We start from the raw sequence: 14,500 nt of genomic DNA on the forward strand, positions 1-14,500 counted from the left end.
ATCTACTGCGGTGCGTCGATGTCCCGGGGGACCACATGACGATGATGCAGGCACCGCACGTCGCCGTGCTTGGTCTGAGCATCGTTCAGGCGCTGCACAGCGCGCCTGCCACGCCACCGCCACCGCCGGCTCATCAGTCACTGCTGGCCATCCAGAGCGGGCGTGACGGGCATGCGCCAGTGTTTTGCGTACCGGGCGCCGGGGACAGCGTCACCAGCTTCATTGGCCTGGCCGAGGCACTGGGTCCGGACTGGCCGATCCACGGCCTGCAACCACGCGGTCTGGACGGTCGCAGTGTTCCGCACAGCCGCGTGGAAGCTGCAGCGCAGAGCCATGTGCAGGCCATCGAAGCGCTGTATCCGAAAGGCCCCCTGCATTTGGTCGGGCATTCGTTCGGTGGGTGGGCGGCGCACGCTATGGCGGTCAAGCTGCAGGCCAGTGGCCGCGAGGTTGTCTCGTTGACCCTGATCGACAGCGAAGCGCCTGGCGGCGAGGGTCTGGACGGTAAACCTTATACCGCCACAGCCGTGCTGGAACGCCTGATCGAGGCGCTGCAGTTGTCCAGCGGAAGAAGCCTCGAGCTCGACCCGCTGAGGTTTGCCGGCAGCGATACCGTCACGCAAATGCATCTGCTTCAGCAAGCCATGGTGCGCGTCGGACTATTACCGCCGCGTCTTGCGGCACAGGCCCTGCAAGGGATTGTTCGCACGTTCGCCAGCGCCTTGCGCACGGTCTATCGACCTGAGCCAGGAGGCTACAGCGGCAGGGCGAGTCTGGTATTGGTGGACGATCCGCAACTGGATGCGCTGGATAATCAACTTGAGCATGCCGCTTGCGCGAGCCAATGGCAGCACCTGCTACCGCAGCTTTCACTCTGGCACGGGCCGGGCAACCACTTCAGCGTCCTGAAAGCTCCGGATGTCTATAGCCTGGCGGCCTGGTGGTATGACGGATTGGCAGTGGGTGTGGGGGAAACGCAATGACTCGGCGGGTATTGATCGAGCGTGATTCTAAGCGCAAGGAGGTCCTGCATCGGAGGCGGTGAGGGCGAATCCGGGAGGGGCGATCCTTATCGCCCCGTCCGTTGCATCGACTGGCGGTCAGCAGGTTGAAAAAACGCCCACTGATGAGCCATACATCCAGCGCATCAGGGAATTGCGACCGCTGATGCCCAGCTTGATCGCCGCACGGCGCTGGTAACTGCCTACAGTATTGACCTTGAGTGCGAGCCGCTCGGCCTGCTCAAGCGCGGTATGGCCGGCGAGCAGCCCCAGGCACACTTGGGTTTCGCGTTCGGACAACGTCAGCCCTGTTTCGCGCAGTCGTTCCTGAAAGCGCTTTTCAATGCTTTCGGGCTTTTTATGCTCAATGCCGGGCATTGCTGATTGCAGGGCATTGACATGTTTTTCAAGTATCGAAAACAGCAGCGGGGAAATGTCGCCTAGTTGCCGGCGTTCCTTTTCTGAAAATTCATGCGCGGGAAGCGCCCGAAATACGGTTATTTTACAGCTAAAGTTTTCCGAGGCCTGATCAGGGTAAAGATGAATCGAGTCACTGAGCAACAGCGTGCCTCGTGATGACGTCACGGTCTCGTTAAAGACCGTCGGTGCAGAGGCGGGTGGCGTTTGCCAGGGCTGTGGCAGGGAGGAGAGGTGCGTGGCATCTACCGCAAGCTGAGTGTCGATCAGCTTGTGGAACATGCTGGAAAAATTCCCGCTACCGATGCTGGCTATGGCCCTGCCAATCTGCGGAAGTAGTGTGTTAGGCATGTAGTCATCCATGAGTTTAAAACTGCTGACAATGGTATAGACGCTGTAAGCATGTCGCAGTCACATCAACTTGGCCGTTGGTGTTTCCGCCACGAAATCAGCGTTAGATGCCCGCTAGAGCATCTGCAGTGAAGTACAGCAAAGCGTATCGCCCTGAGGTTACCTAAATACTTCACTATCAGAAAGAGTGATGATCATCGGTCGGACGGCGCGTAAGGGGGCCGCAGAAAGCGCTCAGGCGAACTAGCGCTAGCGGGTGTTTCCTGCTCTTGTTACGGGAAGTAGGGAGTGGAAAAGATCCCCGCGAATGTGCACTTAACGTCGCGACATGACGGGGGCATACCGTTTGGCAAGCGTCTATTTACCGATCATGAATCGGGTGACCAGACGCGTAAGCCGTCCGTAAGGTGCCGAGACCTTGTCGGACATGTTGAAACGACCGAGCTTGAGAACACCGCGGGCGTGGGACAGACGTACGAAGCCTTCGTAGCCATGATAGGCCCCGGTGCCACTGTCGCCGACACCGCCAAAAGGCAGGTCATCCTGAGTCGCGTGCAGCATGGTGCCATTGATGGTCACGCCGCCGGACTGCGTGCGGTTCAGCACCCGGTCTACAGACACCTGATCGTTGGAAAAGCAATAAAGCGCCAGCGGTGCCGGACGCGCGTTGATAAAGGCGATGGCTTCATCCAGCGACTCATACGCGAGGATCGGCAGCAGAGGCCCGAAAATCTCTTCGCCCATGACATCTGCTTGCAGGGACACCTGAGTGAAAGCCATCGGTGCGATTTTGCGTTCGCCCGCCGTTGCGGGCGCATTGTGTTGCCATGCCTTGGCACCTGTCGCGACGGCCTGACTGGCCATCGCCATAAGCCGGTCGTAATGGCGCCGGGAAATAATCGAGGTGTAGTCAGAATTGCCATCGAGGGTCGGGTACAGTTTTTTCGCTGCAGCGAGCCACTCGCTGGCAAAGCTGTCCACCTGCTCGCGGGGGACGAGCACATAGTCAGGCGCTACGCAGGTCTGACCGGCATTGAACAGTTTGCCGATAGCGATCATCCGCGCAGCTTTGGTGATCGAAAAGTCGTCGCAGACCACCACTGGCGACTTGCCGCCCAGCTCCAGTGTGACCGGTGTCAGATTGCGTGCGGCCGCCGCCATGACCTGGCGACCCACGTGGGTCGAGCCGGTAAACAGCAGATGGTCGAAAGGCAACTCACTGAACTGGCCCGCCAGCGTGGCGTCGCCAGTGACCACGACAACCTGCTCGGCAGGGAACGCTTCGCCCAGCAGTTGCTTGAGCAGCTCGGAGGTTCGGGGTGTCAGTTCCGAAGGTTTGATCATTACCCGGTTACCCGCAGCCAGCGCCTCTATCAACGGCACCAGTGTCAGCGTCAGCGGATAGTTCCACGGAGCCAGGATGCCGACGACGCCCAGCGGCTGATAAACCACCCGTGCTGTGGCGGGCCTGAAAACAATACCCGCCTTGCGCCGTGAGGGGCGCATCCATGCCTTGAGGTGCGAGCGGATGTGCTTGATGCCGTTGACCACCGGCATCAACTCACCGAGCCGGGTTTCGTCGAACGAGCGGTTGCCGAAGTCTGCGCTGACCGCCTCGAGCAACCTGTTCTGATTATCGCTGACCATACGCAGAACGGCGTTGAGGTCTGCGATTCGTTGATCGAAGGAAGGCGCACCCTGAGCGCGAAATGCGGCCTGCTGCGCCTCGAACAGCTCGGTTAGCCCGGAAGCGTGAAACGTCGTGTCTGGCGAAACCCTGGCGGATTGAATCATGACGCTGCTCCTGTGGCTGCGTGGTTTTTATAGGGGCTGCATGACGGCGATGGAACCTGCCGCTAGTACGGAGGCGTTAGCAGTAGTGTGTATTTCCTGGCTCACGTAATCGTTTAGCACCCCGACAGGCTGATGGAGGAACGATCCGGCCGGTTAAAGGGGCCAACCGGCTAACCTGCATGCCGCTCATCGCTTGCCATGCCCGGGTTCGGGCGCCAGGCGATCCAGATGACTGACGATCATCGCCGCCACCATCGCGCAGGTTTTCGCGGGCTCCAACGGCTCATCGAACAACAACTCAATGGTCGCGTGAATCATTTCCACCGCGACGCGGGCAACCATGGCGATGCGCTCGGGATCCGCGTCTGGAAAAGCACTGCCAATGATCGCAGCCTGAGCCTGGGAAACCCTGCGGTGTGAGTCGAGCCGCACATGCTCCAGAGCGGGAACCGCCCTCAGTGCCTTGAGCGTCCACATACCGCCCAGTGTGGCGTCAGTGACCCGGTACGTATCCAGAATCAGCTCGGCGAGTGCCTGTTCCAGCGCCTGCGGCGTGCCTGCGATCAGCTCGGGGGTGATCCAGTGATCGATCCGCTCGTTCTGTTTTTCGAGCAGGCGCTCACCCAGAACCGTCAGCAGCGCGTACTTGTTGGGGAAATAGCGATACAGCGCGGGCGGCGTGAGGCCGGCCCGTTCGCATACCAGATTGGTCGACAGGCGTTCTATGCCGACCTCGCACAGGGTGTTTGCCGTGGCGACCAGGATGCGCTCGTAGGTTTCGGTAGCACGCTGCTGCGCGGGCAGCTTCTTGCGTTCAACGCTTTTCCCTGCGATTTGCTCGGGAAGGATTTCGGTTTTCAGCCTGGCCATAAATACCTGTCAAGAAAAGTGGGGCGCCAGCATGAGGATCAAAAAAACAGTTGCTGCACGATAAAATGATAGCTATAACTATCGTGTAGCGATGACTATCATAACTGAAGCGTCGTTATTGTGACGATCTGTCAAAACAAAAAAATAAAAAAGGTGACGCTATGAACGTACGGCAGTGGCTTTTCCTCTCTTCGGTTCTGATGTGCTCCACCGGCCTTCATGCTGCTGCCGGTCCGCTTGAGGCCAAGGGCCTTTGGTTGACGGCTGAAAAGGACGCGGTGGTCAGACTTGACGACTGCGCAGACAAGGCCGGCGCTATCTGCGGGCAGATTGTCTGGGTCAAGGATGCGGCCTCGACGTCGAGTGATTGCGGCGTACAGATTCTGCAGCTGACCCGCTACGACCAGGATGCCTGGCGCGATGGCTGGGTGTACGACCCGCGTGACCAGAAAAAATATAAGGGCGCCGTTCGAGTCAAGGACGGACGCCTCAATGTAAGGGCTTTTGTCGGTACCGAAGTTCTCGGCAAGACCGAGCAATTCGAGCGAATCGCAACACTGCCTCCTGCCCCGGTTTGCAAATCGTAAATCCGGCACTTTAGCGTGGGAGAGAATCATGCGCACTTATACAACCCGTTATGTAATGGCTGCAGCCCTGTGCTCCGCAGCAGGCCCGACGCTGGCCATCGCCGATGAAATATCAAGCTACGCAGTGGATGTTACCGCCAAGGTCAGCTCGGACATTCGTACCCGCGGGATTTCCGATTCGCTGAATCGCCCCGGGGCCAAAGTGACCCTCCAGGTCGCCCATGAAACAGGCCTGGTGGCGCTTGCCGAATTTACCACGGTCAGCAAGAAACAGTTCCTCGATGGCGACGGCGCAGGTGTACTGCTGGCTGGCGGCTATCGCTTCGGCGATCCGGATGCCTGGCACTATGGCGTCGGGCTTGCGGCCGAGATGTTTCCAGGGGCTCAGTTCAAGGCACCGAACCGGTTCGATTTCGAAACGTTCACGCCAGGTGAAGAGCACTCGACCAATTACAACAGCCAGTTCGCCGTGCTTGAAATCGGTTACGGCGCGCTCGAAGGACGAATCGCCCGGGTGCTCTCGAAAAACTACCGGGGCGCCAACAGCGGCGGGGTGTGTGGCGCGCAATTGCAGTTCCGCGATGACCCGACCAAAGGCCTCGATTGCTATGCCAAGGGTGATCGCAACTCCCGGGGCAGCATGCTCTATGACCTCGACTACAAGTACGCGCTGGGCATCAACACCAACCTGAAGCTGCACGCCGGCTACCAACAGATCGAAAACTTCTCGGAGGCCGACTTTGCCGATTATGGCGCAGGTCTGGTCCACCACTGGTGGGGCGTCGACTGGGGGCTTGACTGGGTGACGACCAAGACCAGGGCGCGCGAACTGTATATGGCCGAGGACGACGGACATGTGCGCACCACGGACGGCAGTCGCTGGGTAGCGTCGATTTCCCGCACATTCTGAGTAGACCTTTATGACTTCGCTTTTCATTTCCCGGACGCCTGAGGCGGCTACCGGCCTGGAGCAACTCGTCCTCGCGATCGACCTGGGAACGTCCGGCTGCAAGTGCGCGCTGGTCTCCATGGAGGGAGACATCCGCGCCTGGGCGTTTCACGGCGTGCCGCTGCACGTCAGTGGCCTGAGTGCCGAGCAGGAACCCGAGGATTGGTGGAACGCGTTTCTGCTCGGTGCCCACGAATTGCTGGCAGCCGACCCGCTCAGGCGTCGTCAGGTGGTGGCCGTGTGTTGCTCGACGCAAAGCGAAGGCACGGTCTGTGTCGATCGCGAGGGGACCGCGATTGGCCGGGCGCTGCTGTGGCTGGACAAACGCGGCGCCGGCTCGATCAAACGACGCATGGGCGGAGGCTGGTGCAATCTGGGTGGCTACGGGCCGCTCAAGCTCTGGAAATCGCTGCGACTGACCGGCGGAGTGGCGTCACTGTCGGGCATGGACTCGGCCGGGCACATGGCCTACATCCTTGACCACGACCCGGCAAGGTATGACAAGACGCACAAGTTTCTGAATGTGCTCGACTACATGAACATGCGCCTGTCGGGGCGCTTCTGCGCCACAGGTGACTCGATGCTGACCGCCTGGGTGACCGACAATCGCGATCCTAATCACATCCGTTACGACGCCAGCCTGATCAGGGCACTGGGCATCGACGCCGGCAAACTTCCGGAGCTGGTGGGCTCGACGGAAGTCATCGGCACCTTGAAGCCCGAGCTCGCCGATGCCCTGGGGCTGCTTCGATCCACACCCGTGGTGGCGGGTGCCGTGGACACCTCGGCCGTGGCCGTTGGCGCCACCGTGCGTGATTTCGCTCCGCATCTTTATCTGGGCACCTCGTCGTGGGTCGGCGCTCACGTGCCGTTCAAGAAATCCAGCGTACGCCATCACATCGCTGCAGTACCCAGTGCGGTCAAAGGCCGGTATCTGGCGATGGCGATGCAATCGGCGGCAGGTGCCAATCTGTCGTTTCTGCGCGACAAGGTGCTGTATCACCCGGACGAGTTGTTGAGCGATGAGCAGCAGCCGGACGTGTACGCCTTGCTGGACCGTATCGCCGCCCGAGTGCCAGCGGGTTCGCGGGGGCTGATCTACACGCCCTGGCTGTGTGGCGAGCGCTCTCCGGTAGGTGATCCGAGCCTGCGTGCCGGCCTGATCAACCTGAAACTGGAGCATTCGCGGGAAGACATCATCCGGGCCTTCATGGAGGGCGTCGCGCACAACACGCGCTGGATGCTGGAGCCGTTCTCGCAGTTTATCGGCCAGTCGCGCGGAGTCATCGTCGCCACGGGGGGCGGAGCGCAGTCGGATGTGTGGTGCCAGATCATGGCCGATGTCTGCGGGCGGGTCATTCAGCAGCCGCATAACCCGATTCAGACCAACGCACGCGGTGCGGCCTTCATTGCTGCAGTAGCGCTCGAAAAACTGCAGTTCAACGATCTGCCGGCCCTGCAACGGCCGGATCGGCTGTACGAACCCTCCGAATCAACCCGAAACCTGTATGACGACCGCTTCGCCACGTTCAAGGAAGTCCGCAAACGTCTGGCGCCGCTCTATCGCAGGTTGAACCCATCGCAGGAGACGGCACCATGAGCAATGTTCAACAGCAGATCGTCGACCTGTCGCGGCATCTGTCACGCCGCGGCTTCTTTGCCGCAACCGGCGGCAACCTTGCGCTGCGTATCGACGCATTGCACATCGCGGTCACTCCGTCGGCCACCGACTACTTCAGCATGCGGCCAGAGGACGTCTGCGTATTGCGACTCAAGGACCTCAAGCAGCTGTCGGGCGAACGTTCGCCCTCGGTTGAAAGCGAGCTGCACGCGAAAGTCCTGCGCAGTCGCCCGGACGTCAATTGCAGCATTCATACCCATCAACCATTGGCCAGCGCCTGCACCTTGTTCGGCAAATCGCTGGACGTACCTTACCCGCCGCTATGGCAATCGCTAGGGCGGCGGATTCAGCTGGTGGGTTATGCGCCGTCCGGTTCCGGCTGGCTGGCAGGCAAGCTGGAAAAGACCATCCGGCCTGACCAAAACGCCTACCTGATGCGCAATCACGGCGTTCTGTGCTGTGGCCCGGACATAGAAGCCACCCTGAAACGCCTGGAGGACCTGGAAACATTCTGTCGTGACCATCTTCTCAACCAGATCAAAGCCAACAGCCGTGGCAAACCCGAATCGCGCGTCGCAATAGCACGCCTGATCGACGCCCTGACCAGCGCCGGCACGCACGCCCTCAGCCCTCAGCCTTTTTCAGAGACTCAATCATGAACAGACCTCTCGATCCCGCCAATATCCCTGACATTCCGGCATCGGCCGTGTCGCAATGGCCCGATGTCGACTCACTCTATCGCCGCTTCGACGAGCTGGTGAAACAGCCGATTCGCCCGATCAAGCGCGACGCGATGAACAAAATCATGGGCTATTTCGACGAGCGCTGCCAAGGATCGAAGCGCCTTTCCGAGGCAGCCAAAAAGGTCATACCGGGGGGCGTGCAACACAACCTGGCGTTCAACTATCCGTTCCCACTGGCCTTCGCCCAGGCCCACGGTGCGCACCTGACCGACGTGGATGGCAATCGCTACACCGACTTCCTGCAGGCAGGTGGCCCGACGTTGCTGGGCTCCAATCACCCGGCTATTCGCGAACAGGTTGACCGGATTCTCGACGAATGCGGGCCGGTGACCGGCTTGCTGCATGAATACGAGGTCAAACTGGCTGAACTGGTCTGCGAATCGATGCCGGGTGTCGACATGCTGCGCTTGTTGGGCTCGGGCACCGAAGCGGTCATGGCCGCTGTTCGCCTGGCCCGCGCCTATACCCGCAAGAAATGGGTGATCAAGATCGGCGGCGCCTACCACGGCTGGAGCGACCAGTTGGTCTATGGCATGCGCTTGCCGGGCACCGGGCGCATGGAAGCGACGGGGATCCCGCGAGGCGCCACCGCGAACACTCAGGAAAGTCCGCCGAATAATCTCGACGCTTTGCGCCGCAGGCTGCAAATCAACCGTCTGCGTGGTGGCACCGCAGCCATTATGGTCGAACCTTTTGGCCCGGAAAGCGGCACGCGTCCGGTGCACGCCGACTTCAACCGACAGCTGCGGGCGCTGTGCAACGAATTCGATGCCCTGCTGATCTTCGACGAAGTGGTCACCGGGTTCCGCGCCGGTCTGGGCGGCGCGCAGGCTTACTTCAATGTCATGCCGGACATCACGGTACTGGGCAAATGCCTGACCGGGGGCTATCCCATGGCCGGTGCCATTGGCGGGCGCCGGGACGTGATGCAACTGCTTGCCGGTGGCATTGGCACATCCTCGCGACGGGCGTTCGTCGGCGGCACGCTGTCGGCTAATCCGTTGTCATGCGTCGCTGGTTATTACGCACTGGTCGAAGCCCGCCGCCTGAACGCGCCGGCGCTGGCGGGAAGGGCGGGCGACCGTATGCGTGCAGGCCTGGAGGAGATCATCAACCGGCGCGGCTTGCCCTATGTGGCGTACAACATGGGTTCCATTGTTCACCTGCAGACGTCCGGCGTCCTGCTGCTCGATACCGGCAACCCGCTTAAGCTGCTGAGGGCGCGCAATGAAGCCAAGACCCGCAAGCACATGATGGAAGAGATGGGCGCCGCGTATACCGCTCACGGCCTGATCACGCTGGCCGGCAGCCGTTTGTACACCAGCCTGGCTGACACCGACGATGTCATCGACGACGCGCTTGAACGCTTCGACGCTGTCTTTCAACTGGTGTGAGGTGAGCAGCATGCGCGATTCACTTCGACAGCAGTGGTTTGATCTGCGTGAACGCCTGATGGGTCAGGTGGACTCGCACAGCAGTGTTTCGTTGCGATTGCCGGGCGGACAGAGCATGTGGCTGGGCAAACTCGATGACCTGGCGCCGCAGGTGGTTGATTGCAACGACTCGGCAGCGGACGACGGCCAGACGCACGCGGCGATCTACCGGGCCCGAGCTGACGTCGGCGCCGTGCTGCTCGGCGGCGGTGCCTTTGCCAAAAGCCTGGTGGATTTTGGCGGAGTCCTGCCGATTCTATTTGATGAGCAGGCACGCCATATAGGCCACATGGCTACGCCCGCCAGTTCCGAACAACCGCTGGCGCGTCTGTTGAAGCGGGGGGGCAATGCTGCGGTGATCGACAGCACCCCGGTGGTGATGGGTACTACAGGGGCGCGAATGGTCCTCAATGCAGAGTTGTTCGAGAAATGCGCCAAGGCCTACACGCTGGCCAAGGCATGCGGCACGCACCTTACGCTACTACCCTGGTGGGTGGTGCTGGTGGCCAACGGAAGGCTAATGAAAGACGAGAAGCGGGCGGCACAGTGTTTTGCCGAAGGCCGGATTCCGCCCGAAACCCGCGGTTACTGAAACTTCCGAAGAGGCGCATGCCATGCAAACGTCATCCGCTGTAACTCGCAGGCACCTGAGTGCGGCCTTGGCACTGGGCTCTGTCGCAGTGCTGATGGTAGGGCTGCAACCGTTGCTTCTTGGCGAGTTACTGGCGCAAGACCACGTATCACTGGAAGGTGTCGGGCTGGTCGCGATGGGTGAAATCGTCGCGCTGGGGCTCGGTGTGGTGCTGGGCGATCTGCTGCGGTCGATGCTCAACCTGCGCCTGCTGACGGTCATCGCCATCCTCTGCGCTGCCGGAATGGATCTGGTCACCGCCAATGTCACCGGCGACGGGCCGTTGACCGCTGCACGTGCGCTGGCGGGGCTGGCCGAGGGCCTGCTGTTATGGGGCGCCGTCAGCCTTATCGTTCAGGGGCCCGCGCCAGACCGGGTGGCTGGCGCATTCATGGTCGTCCAGACCCTGGCTCAGGCACTGATGGCCGCCGCGCTTGCGTACCTGATACTGCCTGATCGTAGCGTGCATGCAGGGTTCGTGTTTCTGGGAATGCTGACCGCAGGCTCGGTGCTGTTCATTGTCTGGCTACCCGGACGCTTGCCGCAGCAGCCTGACAGGCAGCCGGATACGACAGGATTCAAATGGAATCTGAAGCAGGTGCTGCTGTTGACGCTGGTGTTCATGCAACTCTCGGCTGTCGGCGGGCTGTGGGCGTATCTGGAACCGCTGGGCATTCACGCGGGGCTGCGCGCTCATGCGGCGCAATTGCTGGTGTCCGCGATGCTGTTCATGCAAGTGCTGGGCGGCTGCCTGGGCATTCTGCTGGTACGCAGGGTGCCTGATTACTCGATGTTGGCCATCGCAGCGTTTCTCCTGGCCGGCATTGCATTGGGCATGTACATAACGGCCGATCAGGGGATTAACGTATTTCTGGGCCTGTGCGCGTTGTTTGCCCTGATCTACCTGATGTTGACGCCGTTTCAGGTGCGCATTGCGCTGCAGATCGATCCATCGGGACGCATCGCAGGGCTCATTCCCGGCATGCAATTGCTGGGCTGCGCATTCGGACCGCTGCTTGCGTCGCAGTGGGTATCGGGCGACAACGCTCAACCGGTGCTGCTGGTCAGCGTCTGGCTGTCGGTATCGGCTTTGTGCCTGATAGCGCTGCTGCACCGGCGGGCAGTTGATAGAAGGGTTGGGGTTGTGGGCGGGGTTTGATTGGTCGCCTGGGTGCGATTACAGAGCGAACAACCCGGGAGCCTCATTCAGGAAGGGCTCAACCAGGCGACCTGATTTCCTGCCTTCCATGCCAGTCCGCTTAGGACAAGGAGCCCCAACAACACGGAATACACCCAGTACGCGCCGATCCAATCGTATGACCAACCGGCCAGAATAACGCCCACCAGCCCTGCAAAACGACTCATGAAATCAATGGCGCCGTACCAGCTTCCAATGATCTCCTTGGGTAACGTAAGCTGAATGGCGCTAGCTGTACTGCGAAAATATACAGTGGTACCAAACTGGAATAGAAACATACCGACAGCCACCCATAAGAAACTTCCTCGGAACCACAGGGTCATTGCGATACCGGTGAACATTAACGCGTGGGCGGACAGTATGGTGGTGATTAGGCTTTTGTCCTGGAAAGACGACATCGTAAATCCTCCCAGCACTGCGCCAGTGGTTCCGAGCGCATAAAGATAACCTGTTTGCTCGGGAGAAAACGCATGGAAATCTCGGAGAAAAGGAATCCATAAGAGCGCCAGCACGCTTATCACCAGAACGCAGGTAGAGTAAGAGGCAAGGAAATTACGCCACTGCGAGGACCTTAGAAGGTTCACGGTTGCCATCGAAGCGCCGGTCACGCTTTCCTGGAAACGCGCTTTGAATGATGAAGACTCGACATCTGGGCGGGTAACACTCGTGCCTGCGGCCACTGACCACAGACTGAGCGCAAGAAACAAAGCGCCCATCATGAAGACGATTGAGGCAGTAAGAGCCATGGACAAGCCGACCTGGAAAATCACCAGCGCACCAATGGCAGGCCCTACCGCTCTGGCGACGCCGTTGATAATTGCAAGAAAGCCATTGACCCGTATTATCTCCTCCCTTGAAAAGAGGAAAGGAATAAAGGAAAACATGATAAGCCGGACGTACTGATGTACGAGGTCAACCAGGAAAGCAAATAACCATACCTGTTCGACAGAGCTGCCTGGCGTCGAAAGGGTCGTCACAGCCACCGTAAAAACAATGATATTTATGATCTGCGTGGCGATGAACAGCTTCCATTTATCAAATCGATCAATAAACCCCGCCCCTAGCAGGGTGACCAGTATTTCAGCGCTGTAACCTATTGCATACGTCGTCATGACGGACAGGGTTGAGCCCGTCAACGTGTAGGCCAGGTTGGCAAATGCCAAGTCGTATACCGCTTCGGAGAGCGCAATCAGCACGCCCACCGAAGCAAATATATAGAGTACCTTTTTGTTTGAATAGGGAAGGGTGTGCACAGTGTCCATCCGTTATTTTTGCGTTAACGCATCAGGCTGCTATGATTTCAAAGTGTTCAGGTATCGCACTCTTTAATTCATCGAGGCTTGCGAAATTACTCTTCAAATCAAGCGCTTCAGCAGCGGGCGCCAACATTTGAATTTTCCCAAACAACGTTCGAAGTGAGTCAGGTGTATCTAAATAAGGAGTCAGTGCTTTTTGAAACGCTTCCAGCGCAACGCATTCCGTTTCATCCTTGGCTGAGGCCACCAACGCGGCAAGTTCGGTTTTCCACGACATGCTGTGTGTTGTGATAACTTCTTGCATAGTGAATCTCCATCGTTATGAGAAAAGCAAGTGTGTGCACACCCCAATCAGGTAAAGTTATGCTGTTCAAATTTTGCCATCTTGTATACTACGCTGTGCGGGCACTGTAGCGTAGGGAGCGAAATTCTCGGGTAAGGAAGAGTATCTGATAATGGAACAAGGTCCTGTCCAAACATAGGGATGTCCGTTCTAGGCTCGTTCTTGTCAACGAAGACCTCATGCTCGCAACGAATCAATATGTCTTGGGTGCTTGTTATACGGTAAGCGATACCTTGCTCTATTCTTATATTTATCCTGGGATCAGAAATAATTGTGTGGTTTGTCATCTGTCCAAATGTTTCAGAGTTCTCTCTCAGGTCAATAAAGCTTAGAGTGATTTCAGCACCTTCATTATTTAGGAAGGTGTATATTTTTCTGGTGCGTGCATGCCAGTGGTAAGCAGCGGATTCTGCGTAATCTGACTTGAGCAGCAAAACATCTGAAACACAAGCATTAGTGTTTGGTACGAGGGTAAATGATTTACCCCCTGTCAATGCGTAACGATTGCGCCTGACTTCAACACCTGGGATTTTAGCTTTTTCTACAACCGCCGCCAATGAACGGTCATCGTTTGCCCATTGCTTGGGCTCAAGCATTACAAATTTCTTGGCGCCAGCAATTTGCACGGAAAAACGTGCGAGGTACGACTTCGGATTTTCAAGAAGTGATTGGGATATCTTTGACAAAAAAAGATGAGCCTCATCAGGCAATGTATACCGGTTTGGTCTGATGATGGGAAACTCGTCTAGCGCTGAAGAGCGAGGAACTGAAACCAGATCATTGTCCAGATTCCATGCGGGATTGTCGTGATCCACATACCATACAGGCTCATCGCGTGTCACGATGCTTTCGAGATTATCAAATGTATGCGCCACGCCTCGGGGGATGACCAATCGTCTTTCTAAAGAGGGCTTAAAGCGCAAGCGAACTATACGATGAAGCGTAGCACTGCCTTCTCTACAATCCACGAAAAAACCATCAATTTCAACGATCGGATCTCCCATGAACGTGAGTCGGTCATCTTGTCCGACGTGAATTCCATAAGTAGAATAATGAAAATTTTTCTCGTGAGTTACAAAGTCTGAAATGAGAGGGCCGGGACTGGAAATAAGCTTCTTATGGCAAAAACTAGTGGGTGATTTAGCTAACGATGTGAGATTAGGCTCAAACTGTAAGCCTTCAATAGAAAAGGCTAAGGAAAGGCTGCCATCATCAACTTTTTTGAACATAGATCCCTCGCATATTTGGGCACTTGAAAACTTTATTGTTCAAGAGCTTGCCTGCCTTGGCTGCGTGAGCGCTAGAG

Annotated in this window: 14 protein-coding genes (1 of these 14 cut by a window edge); 8 read left to right on the forward strand and 6 right to left on the reverse strand. The window is 58.2% G+C overall.

Annotated features, from left to right (window positions below):
- Positions 1 to 983 carry the final stretch of a non-ribosomal peptide synthetase gene (locus JOE39_RS06720; protein WP_210077660.1) on the forward strand. Its footprint begins 16,798 nt before the window's first position, so 983 of the gene's 17,781 nt are visible here — the last part of the coding sequence; its start codon lies off the left edge, out of view; it ends in the stop codon at positions 981 to 983.
- A gap of 117 nt (positions 984 to 1,100) precedes the next feature.
- On the opposite strand, the gene JOE39_RS06725 is transcribed toward JOE39_RS06720, so the two are convergent.
- The 3 genes from JOE39_RS06725 to JOE39_RS06735 all read right to left on the reverse strand — a co-directional run bounded on the left by JOE39_RS06725 (position 1,101) and on the right by JOE39_RS06735 (position 4,433).
- On the reverse strand, positions 1,101 to 1,769 hold the full coding sequence (locus tag JOE39_RS06725; protein ID WP_004417759.1) for a LuxR C-terminal-related transcriptional regulator: 669 nt from the start codon (positions 1,767 to 1,769) through the stop codon (positions 1,101 to 1,103).
- Between the two features lie 357 nt (positions 1,770 to 2,126).
- On the reverse strand, positions 2,127 to 3,563 hold the full coding sequence (locus tag JOE39_RS06730; protein ID WP_057445676.1) for a coniferyl aldehyde dehydrogenase: 1,437 nt from the start codon (positions 3,561 to 3,563) through the stop codon (positions 2,127 to 2,129).
- A 186-nt stretch (positions 3,564 to 3,749) separates the two neighbouring features.
- Positions 3,750 to 4,433 (reverse strand): TetR/AcrR family transcriptional regulator, encoded by a 684-nt coding sequence (locus JOE39_RS06735; RefSeq protein ID WP_004404542.1) that lies wholly within the window; start codon positions 4,431 to 4,433, stop codon positions 3,750 to 3,752.
- A 161-nt stretch (positions 4,434 to 4,594) separates the two neighbouring features.
- Between JOE39_RS06735 and JOE39_RS06740 the strand changes: the two genes are divergently transcribed.
- From JOE39_RS06740 to JOE39_RS06770, 7 genes are read left to right on the forward strand one after another with little or no spacing between them, the layout of a single operon-like run.
- Positions 4,595 to 5,020, forward strand: coding sequence for a DUF2147 domain-containing protein (locus tag JOE39_RS06740; protein ID WP_004404540.1), 426 nt, complete (start codon positions 4,595 to 4,597; stop codon positions 5,018 to 5,020).
- 28 nt (positions 5,021 to 5,048) lie between these two features.
- A complete protein-coding gene (locus tag JOE39_RS06745) occupies positions 5,049 to 5,930 on the forward strand; it encodes a TorF family putative porin (protein ID WP_024661782.1) in 882 nt (293 codons plus the stop codon).
- 10 nt (positions 5,931 to 5,940) lie between these two features.
- Positions 5,941 to 7,569 carry an FGGY-family carbohydrate kinase gene (locus tag JOE39_RS06750; RefSeq protein ID WP_057445675.1) on the forward strand — a complete coding sequence of 543 codons (1,629 nt, stop codon included), beginning with the start codon at positions 5,941 to 5,943 and terminating at the stop codon, positions 7,567 to 7,569.
- Entirely contained in the window at positions 7,566 to 8,249 is a 684-nt protein-coding gene (locus tag JOE39_RS06755; RefSeq protein WP_003383659.1) for a class II aldolase/adducin family protein, read from the forward strand. Before JOE39_RS06750 ends, JOE39_RS06755 begins: the two co-directional genes overlap by 4 nt.
- A complete protein-coding gene (locus tag JOE39_RS06760; protein WP_024661780.1) occupies positions 8,246 to 9,727 on the forward strand; it encodes an aminotransferase class III-fold pyridoxal phosphate-dependent enzyme in 1,482 nt (493 codons plus the stop codon). Before JOE39_RS06755 ends, JOE39_RS06760 begins: the two co-directional genes overlap by 4 nt.
- A gap of 10 nt (positions 9,728 to 9,737) precedes the next feature.
- The gene (locus JOE39_RS06765) at positions 9,738 to 10,358 is read left to right on the forward strand and encodes a hypothetical protein (RefSeq protein ID WP_024661779.1); all 621 of its coding nucleotides are present in this window, start codon (positions 9,738 to 9,740) and stop codon (positions 10,356 to 10,358) included.
- A 22-nt stretch (positions 10,359 to 10,380) separates the two neighbouring features.
- Complete coding sequence (locus JOE39_RS06770) at positions 10,381 to 11,556, forward strand: MFS transporter (RefSeq protein WP_024665121.1); 1,176 nt, start codon at positions 10,381 to 10,383, stop codon at positions 11,554 to 11,556.
- 47 nt (positions 11,557 to 11,603) lie between these two features.
- On the opposite strand, the gene JOE39_RS06775 is transcribed toward JOE39_RS06770, so the two are convergent.
- From JOE39_RS06775 to JOE39_RS06785, 3 genes are read right to left on the reverse strand one after another with little or no spacing between them, the layout of a single operon-like run.
- Entirely contained in the window at positions 11,604 to 12,857 is a 1,254-nt protein-coding gene (locus JOE39_RS06775; protein WP_024661777.1) for an MFS transporter, read from the reverse strand.
- 22 nt (positions 12,858 to 12,879) lie between these two features.
- On the reverse strand, positions 12,880 to 13,155 hold the full coding sequence (locus JOE39_RS06780) for a hypothetical protein (protein WP_004404526.1): 276 nt from the start codon (positions 13,153 to 13,155) through the stop codon (positions 12,880 to 12,882).
- A 47-nt stretch (positions 13,156 to 13,202) separates the two neighbouring features.
- Entirely contained in the window at positions 13,203 to 14,423 is a 1,221-nt protein-coding gene (locus tag JOE39_RS06785) for a dTDP-4-dehydrorhamnose 3,5-epimerase family protein (protein ID WP_122220441.1), read from the reverse strand.
- Between the last annotated feature and the right edge of the window lie 77 nt (positions 14,424 to 14,500).

Source organism: Pseudomonas sp. PvP100 (genome assembly GCF_017833055.1).
Lineage (GTDB): Bacteria > Pseudomonadota > Gammaproteobacteria > Pseudomonadales > Pseudomonadaceae > Aquipseudomonas > Aquipseudomonas syringae.

What these genes read in the sequence shown, in the direction of transcription:
- JOE39_RS06725 (WP_004417759.1), bottom strand. Translation starts at nt 1,769, where the DNA reads ATGCCTAACACACTACTTCCGCAGATTGGCAGGGCCATAGCCAGCATC.
- JOE39_RS06730 (WP_057445676.1), bottom strand. Translation starts at nt 3,563, where the DNA reads ATGATTCAATCCGCCAGGGTTTCGCCAGACACGACGTTTCACGCTTCC.
- JOE39_RS06735 (WP_004404542.1), bottom strand. Translation starts at nt 4,433, where the DNA reads ATGGCCAGGCTGAAAACCGAAATCCTTCCCGAGCAAATCGCAGGGAAA.
- JOE39_RS06740 (WP_004404540.1), top strand. Translation starts at nt 4,595, where the DNA reads ATGAACGTACGGCAGTGGCTTTTCCTCTCTTCGGTTCTGATGTGCTCC.
- JOE39_RS06745 (WP_024661782.1), top strand. Translation starts at nt 5,049, where the DNA reads ATGCGCACTTATACAACCCGTTATGTAATGGCTGCAGCCCTGTGCTCC.
- JOE39_RS06750 (WP_057445675.1), top strand. Translation starts at nt 5,941, where the DNA reads ATGACTTCGCTTTTCATTTCCCGGACGCCTGAGGCGGCTACCGGCCTG.
- JOE39_RS06755 (WP_003383659.1), top strand. Translation starts at nt 7,566, where the DNA reads ATGAGCAATGTTCAACAGCAGATCGTCGACCTGTCGCGGCATCTGTCA.
- JOE39_RS06760 (WP_024661780.1), top strand. Translation starts at nt 8,246, where the DNA reads ATGAACAGACCTCTCGATCCCGCCAATATCCCTGACATTCCGGCATCG.
- JOE39_RS06765 (WP_024661779.1), top strand. Translation starts at nt 9,738, where the DNA reads ATGCGCGATTCACTTCGACAGCAGTGGTTTGATCTGCGTGAACGCCTG.
- JOE39_RS06770 (WP_024665121.1), top strand. Translation starts at nt 10,381, where the DNA reads ATGCAAACGTCATCCGCTGTAACTCGCAGGCACCTGAGTGCGGCCTTG.
- JOE39_RS06775 (WP_024661777.1), bottom strand. Translation starts at nt 12,857, where the DNA reads ATGGACACTGTGCACACCCTTCCCTATTCAAACAAAAAGGTACTCTAT.
- JOE39_RS06780 (WP_004404526.1), bottom strand. Translation starts at nt 13,155, where the DNA reads ATGCAAGAAGTTATCACAACACACAGCATGTCGTGGAAAACCGAACTT.
- JOE39_RS06785 (WP_122220441.1), bottom strand. Translation starts at nt 14,423, where the DNA reads ATGTTCAAAAAAGTTGATGATGGCAGCCTTTCCTTAGCCTTTTCTATT.